The sequence below is a fragment of the Serratia sp. MMO-28 genome, from assembly GCF_037199905.1.
Lineage (GTDB): Bacteria > Pseudomonadota > Gammaproteobacteria > Enterobacterales > Enterobacteriaceae > Chania > Chania oryzae.
In genome coordinates this window covers 56,343-70,919 of sequence record NZ_JBBCVB010000002.1, presented here as the reverse complement: position 1 = coordinate 70,919, position 14,577 = coordinate 56,343, and the positions used below count along the sequence as shown (strand labels likewise).

At 53.3% G+C, this 14,577-nt stretch carries 13 protein-coding genes and 2 pseudogenes; 12 read left to right on the top strand and 3 right to left on the bottom strand.

Annotated features, from left to right (window positions below):
- Nucleotides 1-286 precede the first annotated feature (286 nt).
- Genes WG891_RS01985 through WG891_RS01965 form a run of 5 tightly spaced genes read left to right on the top strand, consistent with a single transcriptional unit; the run spans nt 287 to nt 4,892 of the window.
- Nucleotides 287-703, top strand: coding sequence for a TIGR03757 family integrating conjugative element protein (locus WG891_RS01985; RefSeq protein WP_337261544.1), 417 nt, complete (start codon nt 287-289; stop codon nt 701-703).
- The gene (locus WG891_RS01980; protein WP_337261545.1) at nt 700-1,635 is read left to right on the top strand and encodes a TIGR03756 family integrating conjugative element protein; all 936 of its coding nucleotides are present in this window, start codon (nt 700-702) and stop codon (nt 1,633-1,635) included. Before WG891_RS01985 ends, WG891_RS01980 begins: the two co-directional genes overlap by 4 nt.
- An 11-nt stretch (nt 1,636-1,646) precedes the next feature.
- Nucleotides 1,647-3,017, top strand: a complete 1,371-nt coding sequence (locus WG891_RS01975; RefSeq protein WP_337261546.1) for an integrating conjugative element protein — start codon at nt 1,647-1,649, stop codon at nt 3,015-3,017.
- Entirely contained in the window at nt 3,014-3,349 is a 336-nt protein-coding gene (locus tag WG891_RS01970; protein WP_337261547.1) for a hypothetical protein, read from the top strand. The genes WG891_RS01975 and WG891_RS01970 overlap by 4 nt, the downstream gene beginning before the upstream one ends.
- A gap of 4 nt (nt 3,350-3,353) precedes the next feature.
- Entirely contained in the window at nt 3,354-4,892 is a 1,539-nt protein-coding gene (locus WG891_RS01965) for a conjugal transfer protein TraG N-terminal domain-containing protein (protein WP_337261548.1), read from the top strand.
- 16 nt (nt 4,893-4,908) lie between these two features.
- Here the strand turns inward: WG891_RS01965 and WG891_RS01960 are convergent, their stop codons facing one another.
- Nucleotides 4,909-5,301 carry a DUF3742 family protein gene (locus WG891_RS01960; protein WP_337261549.1) on the bottom strand — a complete coding sequence of 131 codons (393 nt, stop codon included), beginning with the start codon at nt 5,299-5,301 and terminating at the stop codon, nt 4,909-4,911.
- Nucleotides 5,302-5,485: 184 nt separating this feature from the next.
- Between WG891_RS01960 and WG891_RS01955 the strand changes: the two genes are divergently transcribed.
- Entirely contained in the window at nt 5,486-5,974 is a 489-nt protein-coding gene (locus WG891_RS01955; RefSeq protein ID WP_337261550.1) for a ProQ/FinO family protein, read from the top strand.
- Nucleotides 5,975-6,060: 86 nt separating this feature from the next.
- Here the strand turns inward: WG891_RS01955 and WG891_RS01950 are convergent, their stop codons facing one another.
- On the bottom strand, nt 6,061-6,402 hold the full coding sequence (locus tag WG891_RS01950; RefSeq protein WP_337261551.1) for a hypothetical protein: 342 nt from the start codon (nt 6,400-6,402) through the stop codon (nt 6,061-6,063).
- A gap of 136 nt (nt 6,403-6,538) precedes the next feature.
- On the opposite strand from WG891_RS01950, the gene mobH reads away from it, so the two are divergent.
- The 6 genes and pseudogenes from mobH to WG891_RS01920 all read left to right on the top strand — a co-directional run.
- A complete protein-coding gene (mobH, locus tag WG891_RS01945; RefSeq protein WP_337261552.1) occupies nt 6,539-8,299 on the top strand; it encodes a MobH family relaxase in 1,761 nt (586 codons plus the stop codon).
- A 357-nt stretch (nt 8,300-8,656) separates the two neighbouring features.
- On the top strand, nt 8,657-9,529 hold the full coding sequence (locus WG891_RS01940) for a glycosyltransferase family 32 protein (RefSeq protein WP_337261553.1): 873 nt from the start codon (nt 8,657-8,659) through the stop codon (nt 9,527-9,529).
- 74 nt (nt 9,530-9,603) lie between these two features.
- Nucleotides 9,604-11,781: a family 16 glycosylhydrolase gene (locus tag WG891_RS01935; RefSeq protein ID WP_337261554.1), complete on the top strand. Its 2,178-nt coding sequence runs from the start codon at nt 9,604-9,606 to the stop codon at nt 11,779-11,781.
- On the top strand, nt 11,750-13,354 hold the full coding sequence (locus WG891_RS01930; RefSeq protein ID WP_337261555.1) for a carbamoyltransferase C-terminal domain-containing protein: 1,605 nt from the start codon (nt 11,750-11,752) through the stop codon (nt 13,352-13,354). The genes WG891_RS01935 and WG891_RS01930 overlap by 32 nt, the downstream gene beginning before the upstream one ends.
- A 351-nt stretch (nt 13,355-13,705) precedes the next feature.
- Nucleotides 13,706-14,015 (top strand): annotated as a pseudogene (locus WG891_RS01925) (DDE-type integrase/transposase/recombinase); the annotation flags it as partial.
- A pseudogene (locus tag WG891_RS01920) lies at nt 14,015-14,239 on the top strand (SDR family oxidoreductase); the annotation flags it as partial. The pseudogenes WG891_RS01925 and WG891_RS01920, both read left to right, overlap by 1 nt.
- A 114-nt stretch (nt 14,240-14,353) precedes the next feature.
- On the opposite strand, the gene WG891_RS01915 reads toward WG891_RS01920, so the two are convergent.
- Entirely contained in the window at nt 14,354-14,524 is a 171-nt protein-coding gene (locus WG891_RS01915; protein ID WP_337261556.1) for a hypothetical protein, read from the bottom strand.
- Nucleotides 14,525-14,577 lie beyond the last annotated feature (53 nt).

The window sequence follows — 14,577 nt, the reverse complement described above, 5'->3', positions numbered from 1 at the left end:
TGAATTTATATTTCAAGAGGAGATGAGTAAAATTTATACTTTATTCCGTCTATTACAGAATGACTTAGACTGATACAGCGCAACCTCATGCGCACAAGTTAACCGAGATAGCGAACGTTCTGAAAACAGAATGGTTACGATTGTAAGGATAAATCGTGATGCTGACATGAATTCCCGCCCCCTATCCGATGAAACCGGAATGCCCCAAAACCGGTTTGTTTGTCGCGCTCGACCTGCTCTTTGAGGTCAACTACCTGCTGAACTTCACACACTCGGCAGGTACGACATGCACACTTCCCCTGTTACTTTTATCCGCCCGGCACATCTCTGCTGGCTGGCGCTTTTGTTTTCCCTTCCTGCTTGCGCCGAAACCTGGGTCATTACTGACCGGCAGCACCCGGTCACCGGAGCCTATGACCGCCTGATAGAACTGGATGCGCCTGAGCGTCTCGAAACCACCCTTACAAAAGATTTACCCGCTGATCCTGAGCGTGCCGCCCGGCTGCTGCAGGCGCGTCTGCAACCCGGCACTTCATTGCAAAAAGAGCTCGTTTCGGCCTATCAGGGCACCACCGATGCCTGGCAGCGGGGTATCCGTAAAATCCCTGCCGTAGTAGTGGACCAGCGCTATGTGGTGTATGGCGAAGCCGATGTTACCAAGGCTCAGGCACGTATCGCCGCTTACCGGAGACAGCACCCATGAAACGCGCTTTTTCCTGGCGTCGGGTATGCGCTGCCCTGTTGCTGTTGGGCTATATGAGTTCTGCGCTGGCACTCAACACCGCCACTATCCTGTCTTCACTGGCTTCGCTCGACTGCCTCGCCTACCGGGTGATCGGCATCTGTTACTGGCTGCAGTGCAACGCCAAAGGATGCCGGATCCGCACCTCAGTCAAAGTTCGCCACTATGTACCGGATGCCGTGGTGTCGAGCTATGCCAACACCGGAGAAAACCCCTGGACGGAAGTGAGACTTCTGAGTACTGCCAACCCCTCTGCTTTGTCTGGGGGAAATAACACCACCAACCAGTCCAATGAAAACAGCATTGCCACGTTCCGCAACGCGGATGTGATCGGCCATCCGGGCAGCACCGTTTTTATGAGTTTTGCCCGGCAGTTCGGTTACGTCTGCCCGGGGGCAGGACTTCCACTGATGCCCTATCTGTTAAGTACCTTCGACACACTCGCCTGGCGCTACACCCTGCCGGAAGCGCTGTATCCCGAATCATTGATACCGGGAATGCGTGAGGTCGGCACACGCAGTGCCGCCAATCTCTGGGGCAATGTCTATCCCCGTGGCGGCTTTTTGCATCAGGTGGATGGCTACAAAGCCAGTGCGGTAGTGGCTCAGCGAGCAGGCGATATCGTCACCCGCAAGGGGCAACCGCACGTCTATCAACCGCTGCTGGTCAGTTCTGGAGCCGGTTACTGGCCTGCCGGGGCGCTGATTGAAAGTGAGCCCAAATCCGGCAAGTGGCAGGAGCTCACGCCCAAGCTCTCCAACAGTTGCGCCACTTTCCCTCATGACCAGGCCCGTCAGCAGGCTGAACGCGAAGATTACGCCTGGGCGCTGTGGCGTCCTTACAGTTGCTGCCAGCGCAAGGGCCAGACCTTTCTCGGCAGCGTGGATTTTTAAGGAGTGATGCAATGAATCGGTTTCATTATCTGTTACTGGGCACCCTGCTGTTCTGCGGGTCGGCCTCGGCGGAACTGACGCTGGATAAGACCGGGGTCAGTGCCAGCGGCAGCGTGATTGGCGATGATGTGCTCTACAGCATCGGCGGTGGCCGGGCGGTGTCGATGGGCAGTGCGGGTCAGATGCAAAGCCTGACGGTTGGCGCTGGCTGGAACAGCAATCTGATCTGCGGGGACATGGACATCAATACCACCCTTAAAAACCAGTTAAACGGCATAACCAACGGGTTTCAGTCGATCATGGGCAACGTGATCCAGAGTGCCACCAGTGCCGTAGCCTCCCTGCCAGCACTGATTATCCAGCGTGCTGACCCAGCGCTGTATAACCTGCTGACCAACGGCATTTTGCAAGCACGCCTTGATTTCGACCGCTCGAAACTCACCTGCCGATCGATGGCAGAAAAGATGGCGGACATGGCCGGGGGGCAGCTTGGATGGGGGCAGTTGGCAGAGGGCATGGCGCTGAAGCAGGCGGTGTCACAATCAGGGCTCGATGCGGTGTCGGCGATTGAGAAGAGTGAAAGCCGCAAGGGCAATGACGGGGTGCCGTGGGTTGGAGGCAATAACGCCGGGGGTGCCGGGCAGAATGCGATCAAGGTGGTCAATGATGTCACCCGCGCCGGATATAACCTCTTGAATGGCCGGGGTGTCAGTGATACCTCCCCGATTGACAGCAGCACCTGCGGTAACCGCCTCTCCTGCCAGACCTGGTCATCCCCTCAGGCGGCGTCTGCCTGGGCGACGCGGGTACTGGGTGAGCGTGAACAGCGCACCTGTGAAAACTGCACTAAAACCCAGACCACCCCCGGTATGGGCCTGACCCCGCTGATCCAGGAAGAGTTCGAAGCCAAACTGAAAGCCCTGCAGGAGCTGGTGTCCGGCAGCAAACCCACCACGCTTGCCAACCTGGAAGCAGCAGGCAGCACGTCGCTTCCTATTACTCGGGGGGTGATTGAAGCCCTGCGTGATGAACCCGACCAGGATGTGCTGGGGAAACGCCTGGCTTCTGAGGCAGCGCTATCGAGCGTGCTGGAAAAAGCCCTGCTGTTGCAGCGCACGCTCCTGACCGGCATGAAAGAGCCCAATATCGCCGCCAATGAGCTGGCCCTGCAGGCCGTCGGGCAGGAGAACACCGCGCTGGAGCAGGAAATCAACAACCTTAAAACCGAACTGTCGCTACGGCGTGAATTGGCCGGAAACGCCGCAATGGCGATTGTTCAACGCCACAGTCTGCGTGCGGCAGGCTCAGCCGGAATTTATCAGGGAGATACCCGTAACCGGCTGGAGCAGATCCAGAAACCCGATACAGGTAAGAAACCATGAGGCACCTCACTGCATTATGGCAACGGCGCTGGGTGCGTCACCTGAGCTGGACAGGCCTGATCCTCGTGGGGGCCGTGCTTATCAATCTGCTCGGTATACGCTGGCTGGGGGATATCCCCCGCTGGCAAACCTGGCTGCAGGATCACCGGCTGGGCTTTTTCCTCTGGCGCTGCGTGCTGTATGGCGCAACCGGGTACGGCTGGCTCTGGATGCGCCAGCGTCTTTACCAGCGGGAACCCTCTCTCATCATCCGCGCCCGGCTGCGCCGGGCCGAAGTGGCGGCGCTGCTGACGGTGGTGCTGCTCGAAAGCAGCGTATTTTTGCAGGGGTAACACCATGACGCTTTATACCACCGATTATCTGGAGTATTACCTGTCGCTGGTCGGCTGGGTGATCCATAACGGCCTCTGGCAGGTGCTGGTCGCCAGCGGCGTCTTTGCGCTGCCCTTTCTCGCCATCATTCTGCAGGAGTGGCTGAAAGCGCGAGCCGAAGGCGCGGACGAAGGGAACAAGGGGGTGCTCTCCTCCATGCGCATTGAAAACCGCGTGTGGGTCGCCATTGTGGTGATCCTTTTTGCCGGGGTGCCCTATATCCCCGTGGATATGAGTACCATTAAATTTGACGATGCCCGTTCAAAGCAGTGCCAGGTTCAGGTGCCGATGCCTGCCGACACGAACTGGTCGAATGCCTTCACGACGTTGAACAATCAAAGTGCCATGGTGCCGGTATGGTGGTTCTTCATGCACGCGCTTTCCAAAGCGATTACTGGTGCTGCGGTGGCCTCGATCCCATGTGGCACCGATTTGCGTCAGATGCGAATGGATATCGACAGTACCCGCATTGCCGATCCGGTGCTGGCACAGGAGGTCGCCGATTTCACCCGTGACTGTTACGCCCCGTCTCGCGCCAAACTCTTTATGGGTCGGCCAGATCTCACGGAAAGCGAGATGAATGATGTCACCTGGATTGGTTCAGGGTATTTCATGAACACGGCGGGTTTTTACGATACCTACCATTCCCGCACCCCGCGCCCACAGTGGGCCTATGATGCGACACGGGATGCCGGGCTGACACAGGTGCCCAGTGGCGGCGGCTATCCCACCTGTACGCAGTGGTGGTCAGATGGCAGCCAAGGGTTACGTTCCCGTCTGCTGGAGCAGGTGAGTCCCGAACTGCTCGACCGCTTTGGTAAATGGGCCGGATTTTTGTCGAAAAATGAAGTGGATGATGCCATCATCCGGGCAATCGCCTCCCCTCGCCAGCAGGAAATGAACCAAGGGCAGACCTATACCGATTATGGCGGCCAGATTGGCTGGACACTCCCCAATGGCACCACCCGGGTGGCCGCTGATGTAGGTATCGCTGTGGGGGCGGTGGGATTTTTTCCGGCGATGGATGCGGTACGTCAGGCGCTGCCGATGGTGCTCTCGTTTCTGAAAATGGCGCTGGTGATCTGTATTCCGCTGGTTTTACTGTTTGGCACCTATGACCTGAAAACGGTGGTGACGATCAGCAGCGTGGAGTTTGCACTCTTCTTCGTGGATTTCTGGTTCCAACTGGCGCGCTGGATCGACAGCACCATTCTGGATGCGCTCTTTGGCTGGGATTCTCCTCATACCAACTTCAACCCATTTATTGGGCTCAATAACGCTTATGCGGATGTTCTGCTGAACTTTGTGATGGCGATGATGTTTATTGTTCTACCGGTATTTTGGGTAACTGCACTGGGTTGGGCGGGTGTTCGAGCTGGCAATATTTTAGGTGGGTTAAACGCTGCTACATCTGATGCAAAAGCCTCCGCTGCCACAGGGGCGGGGAAGATGATCAATGGCGCAAAAGATGTGGTCACAGGTTTCAAGGAAGGAATGAAATAGAGTAACCGAGTCGATATCAGGGTTCTTCAGGCCCCTTTATATCGACTCGCAAACCGCTTTTATCATACCAGCCGAAACCATCATAACCATCTCGGAGTTCTTCTTGTGGGTTACATTCTTCAACAGCCTTGATGAGACCATCAAAATCCGGCTCATTATTTTCCAGCAACCATATCATCATTACAGCCAATACAACCAGTACCACCAACCAGGGCGCAAGATAGTACAAGATGCCCACGGCCATCAGTTTCACACCCCACGGTATCACCGCCGCCAGCCAGGCCGGAACCCCTTTACGATGCATCCAGCTTACCGCAGCGCGTTCTTTCTGCTTAAGCGATCGCCAGTAGCTCCCCAAGCGGCGGCCAGCACGTTCTGCGCGGGTTGTTTTTGAACCAGTGCTTTTCATGGTCAGCCTCCTTTTCGAGTAGCACTATTCCTTTTTGTGGTCTGCCTGTTATTGAACGAGTCACCCCATCCGGGTTTCTTTGCAATCTGTATATAATTCACTCAACCATCCCACAATAACGCCCTCGGACAGCCGTGTCCATCCATAAAAGTGTTACTACTGATTATTTTGAAGCGAATGGACTATGAGTTTTGAACAACTTGCCGAACTCAGGCAACAACTGATTAAACAGAAAGCTGCAAAACAGCAAACCAGCACGAAACCGCAGCACAAGAGTAGGCCTGTCAATCCTTTGCTTGAATCAATCAGGCGATTACAACAGCAATTCCCACTGGCATTTCCAAAGACCCCTTTACCCAAGCGTCCTTTAAAACTGGGGATCATCGAAGATATCGCACTACAGCTCGACACACTGGGGCTAACCAGGAAACAACTGGAAGAGGCACTCGCCACCTGGTGTCGCGGAAAACGCTATTGGGATTGCATGGTGGAAAATACTGCGCGTGTTGATCTGCAAGGGGCTGATTCAGGCCTGGTGACTGCCGACCAGGCGACACATGCACAACAGCGACAAGCCTTCCGTCAATCACGGGCACAAGCGCGCACTGATCAGGACAAACAGTCTGTGATACAAAACAAACTACACATTGCCCCTTCAACTCAATCTGAATAACGGCTTAAAAAGAGAAAAGGGAGAATGGAAGGGATAACAAGGGGAAAGGCCTTACCCGAAAAGGCAAAAGGCGCAGCGTTTCGCTCTTACTCTGAATAGCATTCCTGAACGGTGGGCACAAACTCCCCGATTATCGCGAGGTAAGCCCGGGCGCGTCGGTCCATTTCATTGATGCTCGCCAGGTCTTCGGCGTTAAAAGCGTACTGGTTGAGCCGAATGATGCACCGATCCTGGATCGACCTGTTCTGCAGGACAGGCAATACCCACTCACCGTCCAGTGTCCAGCGAATGACCTGATAACGCTCGTTATCGGTATAGCAGCGATAGTTCAGCGTACAGACGATCCGCTGACCTTCGGCAGTCACCATCGACTGTTCCAGGTTTCCGGCTTCCTTGACGCTGTAGGTGGCACCCGTGTGGTAGCGCATAGGTGAGTCATATTGATTTAATCACACGCAATGATAGCGCGACTTTAAACGCTATTACTGGAAACCTATTTATCCTTTCGTTTGCTACTGCCTCAGCGTATTGATGTACGCATTCTCTCCACAGACAGGCACCACCATGCTTTCATTGTTTCGTCGTCACCAGGCCCCCTCCCCAAAAATGACCAAACCGCTACCGCGCGATATGCTGGTTCCTCTGCCTGCTGACCGGCTGCTCTCCACACCCCGGCGGCAGAAGCTGCTGGCACATATCTGGCAACGGACAGCGGTTTCCCGTTCCCAGTTTGCCGATCTCTATCTCGCCCCCATCGAACGCTATGCCGCTCTGGTTCAGCAATTTCCGGCCTCTGAAGCTCACCACCACGCCTACCCTGGCGGGATGCTGGATCACGGGCTGGAAATCATCGCCTATGCGCTGAAGCTGCGCCAATCTCATCTATTACCGTCCGGCACATCATCGGAGGTACAGGCCGCGCAGTCGGAAGCCTGGTCTGCCGGTGTAGCCTACGCTTCCCTGCTGCACGATATCGGCAAGATTGCCGTGGATTTGGACGTTGAACTGGCGGATGGTGCATGCTGGCATCCCTGGCACGGGCCACTGCAACAGCCGTACCGTTTTCGCTATCGAGAAGGCCGGGAATACCGTCTGCACGGCGCTGCAACAGGGCTGCTCTATATGCAGGTGCTGGATAGCAGGATCCTCGACTGGCTGAGTCAGTTTCCTGATCTGTGGCCGTCACTGCTGTACGTCCTGGCCGGGCAGTATGAGCATGCCGGAACCTTTGGCGAGCTAGTGATCAAAGCAGACCAGGCATCGGTCGCTCAGGCGCTGGGCGGGGACCCGGCACGCGCTCTGGCGGCACCCCGCCATGCACTGCAACGCAAGCTGCTTGATGGCCTGCGCTTTTTGCTCAGGGCTGAGTTTAAGCTGAATCAACCGCAGGCCTCGGATGGATGGCTGACGCAAGATGCGTTATGGCTGGTCAGTAAGACGGTTTCCGACAAGCTACGCGCCCATTTGCTGGCTCAGGGGATCAGCGGTATTCCTGAGAGCAATACCGCACTCTTTAACGTGTTGCAGGAGCATGGGATTGCACAGGCGACCCCCGAGGGGAAAGCGATCTGGATGGCAAACGTCACCAGCGACAGCGGCTGGTCGCACCGTTTCACGTTTCTCCGGTTGGCTCCCGCATTGATTTGGGAGAGTGGGGAACGCCCTACGGCGTTTTTAGGGTCGGTATCGGTTGAACAGGCGGAAAGCGAATCAGAGAGCCAGGATGCACTGACACCAACACCCCTTGCTCCAGCATCGGTTTCTCATACTGCTGTTTCAGTCAATGAAGTCTCCAGCGACCCACTTAACGACCTGCTCGCCATACTGCCGTTACCGGAGGCACCCAAGATGGCTGAATCGGGTTTCGTCGAACCGGCCTCAACGTTATCGAGTCCTGCTATCGAACCGGTTCTCGCTACACCGGACGGTGTTTCGGAAGCTCCTTTTATGCGCTGGCTGCGTGCAGGTATTCAGTCGCGCAGGCTGATTGTGAATGATGCCCATGCGCTGGTTCATACGGTGGCGGATACGTTTTATCTGGTGACACCGGGGCTGTTTCAGCGTTATGCGCAGGAACATCTCAGGGTGGGGAGTTGGCAGCAGGCACAGAAAGAGTTTGAGCTGTTGCATCTGCACCGTAAGCAGCCCAACGGGATGAATATCTGGACCTGCCAGGTAACCGGCCCAAGGAAGTCTCGCCTGCTGTATGGTTATTTGCTGAAAAACCCAGCCTCCATCGTGGATGAGATACTGCCTAATAACCCTTACCTCAGCATCATTACGCCATCTCAAAAGGAAGCCTTACTACAGGAAAAACCAGAATAATAACGGCTGACACATACTCAAATAATCAGTGTATATGTATATTAATATATGTTATATGTCATAAAAATTCTTATTTGGCAATATGACAAATAGGCGAAGTTTAGTCACGTATTCAATGAGTGTATTGCTACATAGTCTGGCATGTACAGAAGGGTGTTTGAAACCAGTCTGAATGCATGAAGAGAACATAGAGCATGAGTGCTATTTTTATTGCGGAGCAACACAGTGAATACTTGACCCGATTTTGCTATCTATTGAACCCTAAGCTGTTCCTACATATGAACAGCTACTGACATAAAAACTAGCTAAACAGGTGTCCGTAATTATTTGACCACTGCACAAAAAGGAAAATAGCAAATGAGTGATGCAGGAGTGAATCAAGCTGCCGAGTACGATCCGCTGGGACCTGCGGAGCGTGAACGCTCTGATTTTGTGCGTGACATGGTACAGCGATGTGAAGCATCTTCGCTCGGCTCGGCGACGTGGTCCACCCCCACGCCAAAGCGCATTGTGCAGTTCTGGGATGATCTGCAGCGATTACCTGAAGACGTCAAAGCTTGCATGAATTCTTGGAAGCAACTGGAACGGAGTGGGTTCGAGTTAGAGGTGTTCGACAAGAGTTCCGCGAGTGCTTTCATTCGAAGCCGCTTAGGGAGTCGCTATGAGGACGCTTTTAATAGATGCTACCACCCTTCAATGATGTCGGACTACTTTCGTTACTCGTACGTGTTCGTGGAGGGGGGGTTCTACATCGATGCCGATGATGTCTACCATGGCACACCTATTGACCAACTTTTCGTCAATGGACAACTGAAGCTTCAACCGTTTTGCTACGACATTGCAACATCTCAAATGGTGGATCCGTCCATATTTACCAAGCCTGGAGCCAATCAGCCTGGGTGGATATTCTATTTCAATACCACCCCACTGATCGCGTCACCCCGTCATCCTATTGTTGAAAGAGCGTTGTTGAACGCCACCTTGTCTCTAGAAGCGGACAGAGCGAGCGGCTTGCCTGAAGTCCAGGCTACGACGGGACCTGGAAACCTTACAAGGTCGGTATTCGAAGTGATTAGAGAGGGGTGTTCTCCTAACGCAATGATGGTCGCACACGATTGGGAACTCATATCCACAAGCCAGTGGCCACTTAGCTACCGCAACGACTCGAGGAACTGGAGGCTGTCCAATCAGCAAGCGTATCGTACCCCCTCGCTTTCGGACGCGCTATGAATCCGGCACGTACATATCTGCCTGTCCTTCGTCTGGCATTTCGTTTAGGACACGGCATTCGCAGAATCCTTCCTATGCAAACGTCAAAAGCATTCGGAGCTCAACAAAATTTGAAAGATCGGGCGATTGAAAAAATCTACGTGATCAATCTCGACCGTGAACCTGGTCGATGGTCTCGCATAAAGAAGGAGCTTAGACGTATACGGGATGGATTCGGCAATGATCTTCTTAGTCTCACGGAACGGCACACTGCTGTCGACGCGAGATGTTTTTTGCAGGACCCACCCAAAGATTCAGAGGTAGATCCCTACTACACATTGGCAGATCAACTATTTGTGGAACCTCAACCTCGGACACTGCCGACGCGTTATGAACTTGAAGCACCGATTCGAATGAGTAGGGCCGAAGTCGCTGTTGCCAGATCACATATTGAGGTATGGAGACGAGTTGCGCAGGGGACGCAAGGACATGCTCTTATCCTAGAGGATGACGTATGGTTTCATCCCAGTTTCGCCCGCCATCTTGACCAGGCTTGGACGGACTTTAAGGCCGATAATAGAGAGCACGAAGGCTTCGACGTTCTCTACGTTTCATACATGGAGGCGACGCATGGTGCTCCAAAATCGTTCGTGTCGAGCCATATGTTCAAGCCGGTGCGCGGACTGTGGTACTTATCTGGATACATTCTCTCCAAAAAAGGCGCAGAGAAACTTCTTCGTTTGCTGCCTTGTCGCGGCCCGGTTGATCTTTGGATAAATCATCAGTTCCGCACTTTAGACGTATATGCAACCAAGCGTAGCATTGTCCGCCAAAGGACAGACGCAACCTCAACCAACTCGTACTCAATTCTTCCAGCCCTCTCTACTATCGGCGCGATCAACAGTGAGGGTGCGGCACTGTTCAACGCTCGTCCGACTCAGTTTCCTGTTTTTGCATTTGGCCCGGCCAATTCGGGCCAATCATCCCTTGCAATGGCGTTGTCGATGCTCGGATACCGATGTTGCAGCGATCTGGAGGAACTACCGTTCCAGGAGTTGAAATGGCTTCGTGAGGGCAGTGTTGACCGGGTGTTCAATGCGTACGTAAACATAGGGGGGCTCGATTCAATGATCGGGGATCTTCGACGTAGCTATCCCCAAGCCAAGTTCATCGTAACGACGCTGCCAAACGACGCGACTAGGCAAACCACTCGGGGCATTCTAGCCCACCTTGAAGGCGCGGACGTCATCATGCTTGAACGTGGCGACATGAATGCTTGGCGGATCCTCTGTGAACATCTCAGGTGTGCGCCACCTTTGTGCTCGTTCCCAAAGTTGGATGACTTGGGGCAACGGCGTATCGTCAAAGCGCACGGACAGCCTGCCCTCCTCCATAAAAGCGCGATAGTTGAGCGGGATCGGTCCCCATGGGTTATTGAGTCAGATCACCGTGCTTGGTCAGGTATTCGGGTCTTACCGCAGGCGCTTGAGAAAGAGGACAACTGGGTCGATGCCTACGATGACTCTGGGAGGCTCGACTTGTTGCGGTGGTCTGCACGGACAGACACATTCACCGGAAATTTGGCGTTGTTCCGTCCTCTGAACATTGAGTTCGACGGTGTTGAAGGTGCGACGATTCACGTGCGACCAGAAAAGCTGGGCGTTCGACAATACAGTGCAGGCGCCCTGACCAGCCGTGCCGACTACCTTTTTGGGAGGTTCGAATCAGCCTTCCAGGCGTCCAGTGTGCCAGGGGTGATCACTGGGTTCTTTCTTCACCGTAACTCACCACATCAGGAGATTGACATCGAGATTGCCGGCAACATGCCGAGTCGCCTAATTGTCAATGTCTTCTACAATCCTGGTGACGAAGGCACGCAGTTCAACTACGGCTACCGAGGTGCTCCAAGTTACATCGAACTGGGCTTCGACGCTTCGAAGGGCATGCATCGGTATGCCATCGAATGGACCCCATGGGAGATCCGATGGTTAGTTGATGACCTACTGGTCCATCGACGTGTACTTTGGGATCCAACCCCGATTCCCCATTTGCCTATGAAACTACATTTCAACACTTGGCCCTCACGATCCTCTCAGCTTGCAGGGCGGCTTAGCTCCCGCCGACTTCCGACTGTAACCAACGTTCAATCGATTCGCGTGCTTGCGTACGGCCCATCGGTACACGAGCAGCAGGTAGGGTTCTCCACGCTTCGGACGGACCAGTTACCAAAGGAGATTCAAGATGAAAATACTCTCTTACAACCCGGGCCATGACGGCGCATTTGCGTATGTCGAGGACGGCCGCTTGGTATTCTCCATTGAGGCCGAAAAAAGTTCGAAGTACCGACATTCATTGCTATCAGTCCCCGATGTATTCGACGCACTTGCCGAACTTCATGATGTTCCCGACGTGCTGTGCAAAGGGGGATGGTGGCCAGGCGATTCTCCGCGCGGAGGGGAGACGGTGGCTGAATACCACGGTAGCGATCATGACCGAGTAATTGTCAGCAAGAAACGCTTGTTGGGAAAGACCATCGACTTCTTCTCATCATCCCATGAGCGCTCGCACCTTCTCTGCGCGTTTGGAATGTCTAACCTACCGAAAGGTACCCCATGCTACGTGTTGCTTTGGGAAGGTATCATTGGGGCGTTCTACGAAATCAATGCGGAACTGAATATAACGAAGATAGCTGATGTGATGCCAGAGCCTGGCCATCGCTACGCCATGCTCTACGCGTTAGCAGATCCTACGTTCGATAAAAGTACCGCAGAATTCTCCCGGTTATCTGATGCTGGAAAACTGATGGCGCTCGCTTCGTTCTCGAAAAGGAACCAGCCATCGAGCGAAGAAGAGGCAATCATGTCCTTCCTGTTGCAGGATTGTGAACACCTTAAGCCTCGTGATTGTCAAGCCTTGAAAGAGCTTCGGCACTACAACGTGGGATTGGAAGATCCAGAATTCCGCAACTTTGCAGGCATCTTCAGCAACCGTCTGTTTGACCGTTTTCATCAGTTTGCCAAGGAGAATCTGAAACGTGGCATGCCGTTGTTGATAGCGGGTGGGTGTGGGCTTAACTGCGACTGGAACACTAAGTGGAAGGATTCTGGATTGTTCAGCGATGTGTTCGTCCCTCCAGTCGCTAACGATTCAGGTTCAGCGATTGGCACAGCCATCGACGCGCAGTTCCATTTCACCGGCGACCCAAAGATAGCGTGGGATGTGTACTCTGGGCTGCACTTCCTGTTTGACAAAGCTGTCGATACTGCCCAGTTCGACGAATGGGAACCGAACATAACCACCGTTGCCGCAATGTTGGCTGGAGATTTGATCTTGGGATGGGTAAGTGGCCAATACGAAATCGGGCCGCGTGCTCTTGGTAATCGCTCCATCTTGGCGGCACCTTTTAGAGCCAGCACCAGAGAACGTTTGAACATCATCAAACAGCGGGAGCAGTTTCGTCCGATTGCTCCCGTCTGCTTGGAGGAGGATGCTGAAAGATGGTTTGGATGTAGTCAGCCTAGCCCATTCATGCTTTACACCTATCGGGTCTCCACCGATATGCTAGCAGCGGTAACCCATGTGAACCGGACTGCACGTATTCAAACGGTGTCTGCGCTGAGCAACCTTTCTTTATTCGAGTTACTGACTGCATTCAAGGCATTAACGGGCTACGGGGTGTTGTGCAATACATCTCTAAATTTCAAGAGCAAGGGCTTCATTAACACGATGTCTGATCTTTCTGCTTACACGTTGCAACATCAACTTGACGGGTTCGTAGTCGAGGGACGGATCTACATGCTGAAATCATCGGTGGGTTATCAGAACTATTTGCGCAGCCATAATTGAACGCCGATTCCTTTGGCTGGCACTTAACACCCTTGAATTAAGTCACGGGACAGTGGTACTGGGAAAAACACCACTGTCCAACTCAGCCTGCTTATTAGAAATCTGCCAGCACCAAAATAGAGACGGAATTTGCATATTGCAACGAAAACACCCTGAACTACCCGTATTACCACCATTCTGGATGTCAACCACGCTAACTCAGTTTGTATGAATCGCAACAAAAAACAGCAACAACTGACATCATCCAAGCGTGGAAACGAGCTTGCTGCCTAAATGCCCGGCTCAAGCGCCAACTGGTAAAACAAGAGGATGAGGGAAAAGTCCGACTACGCATTGTCTCTTACTCTATTTCATACAGGTGAAGGCTGGCTTTACCTAGCGTTGGTCATTGATCTGTGGTCGCGAACTGTCATCGGCTGGTCGATGATATCGCGTATGACAACACAACTGGCAAGCGATGCGCTGCAGATGGCATTGTGGCCGCGTAAACACCTTGAAAATATCATTGTTCATACTGACTGAGGCCACCAGTACTGTTCAGCAGTTTAGCAAGTATTGTTGAAACGCTATAATATGCTTGGCAGTATGAGCGCAAAATGCTGTTTGTTACGACAATGCCTGTGCGGAAAGCTTTTTCCACTCATTCAAAGTGGAATGTATGTTTTTACACCTCTTGCTTACGACGAGCTTAACAGTGCCGAACGTGGCGAGTTTTACCGAAATATGCTCGCCAAATCTCCCGCTGGTCGCGGAGGTACGCCAGATGAAATAGGCGCGCTGGCTGAATTTCTTTTCGGCCCCAATAGCACCTATATTAGCGGAAGTGATTTTCTGATTGATGGGGGGGCGACCACATCTTATAAGTACGGTGACTTAAAACCTTAATTACGCGTAGATAGGCAATATATGGATAATATTTTCCAAGAACGCGTTTTGCAATAAAAGACAGGGGGAATACCTCTCCCCCTATCTAAACCAGAGCAATACGTTACCGTCGGTCTAGTCGTCCGGGACCAACAGCACCAATGCCGAGAGTTTTTCTACCAGAATAAACAGCAAAGACTCCCTGACTTGCGCCTGTTCAATACGCACCATGCTGTAAGCCAGTGCGAAACACTGCTCTGCAAGTTCATCAAGCTCCAGAGGCGTGTTGTCAATCAGTCTCTGCATGGGATATCCCCTCCCCTAAAAAGCCATCGTGTGACCGGAGAAGCAGGATTTTC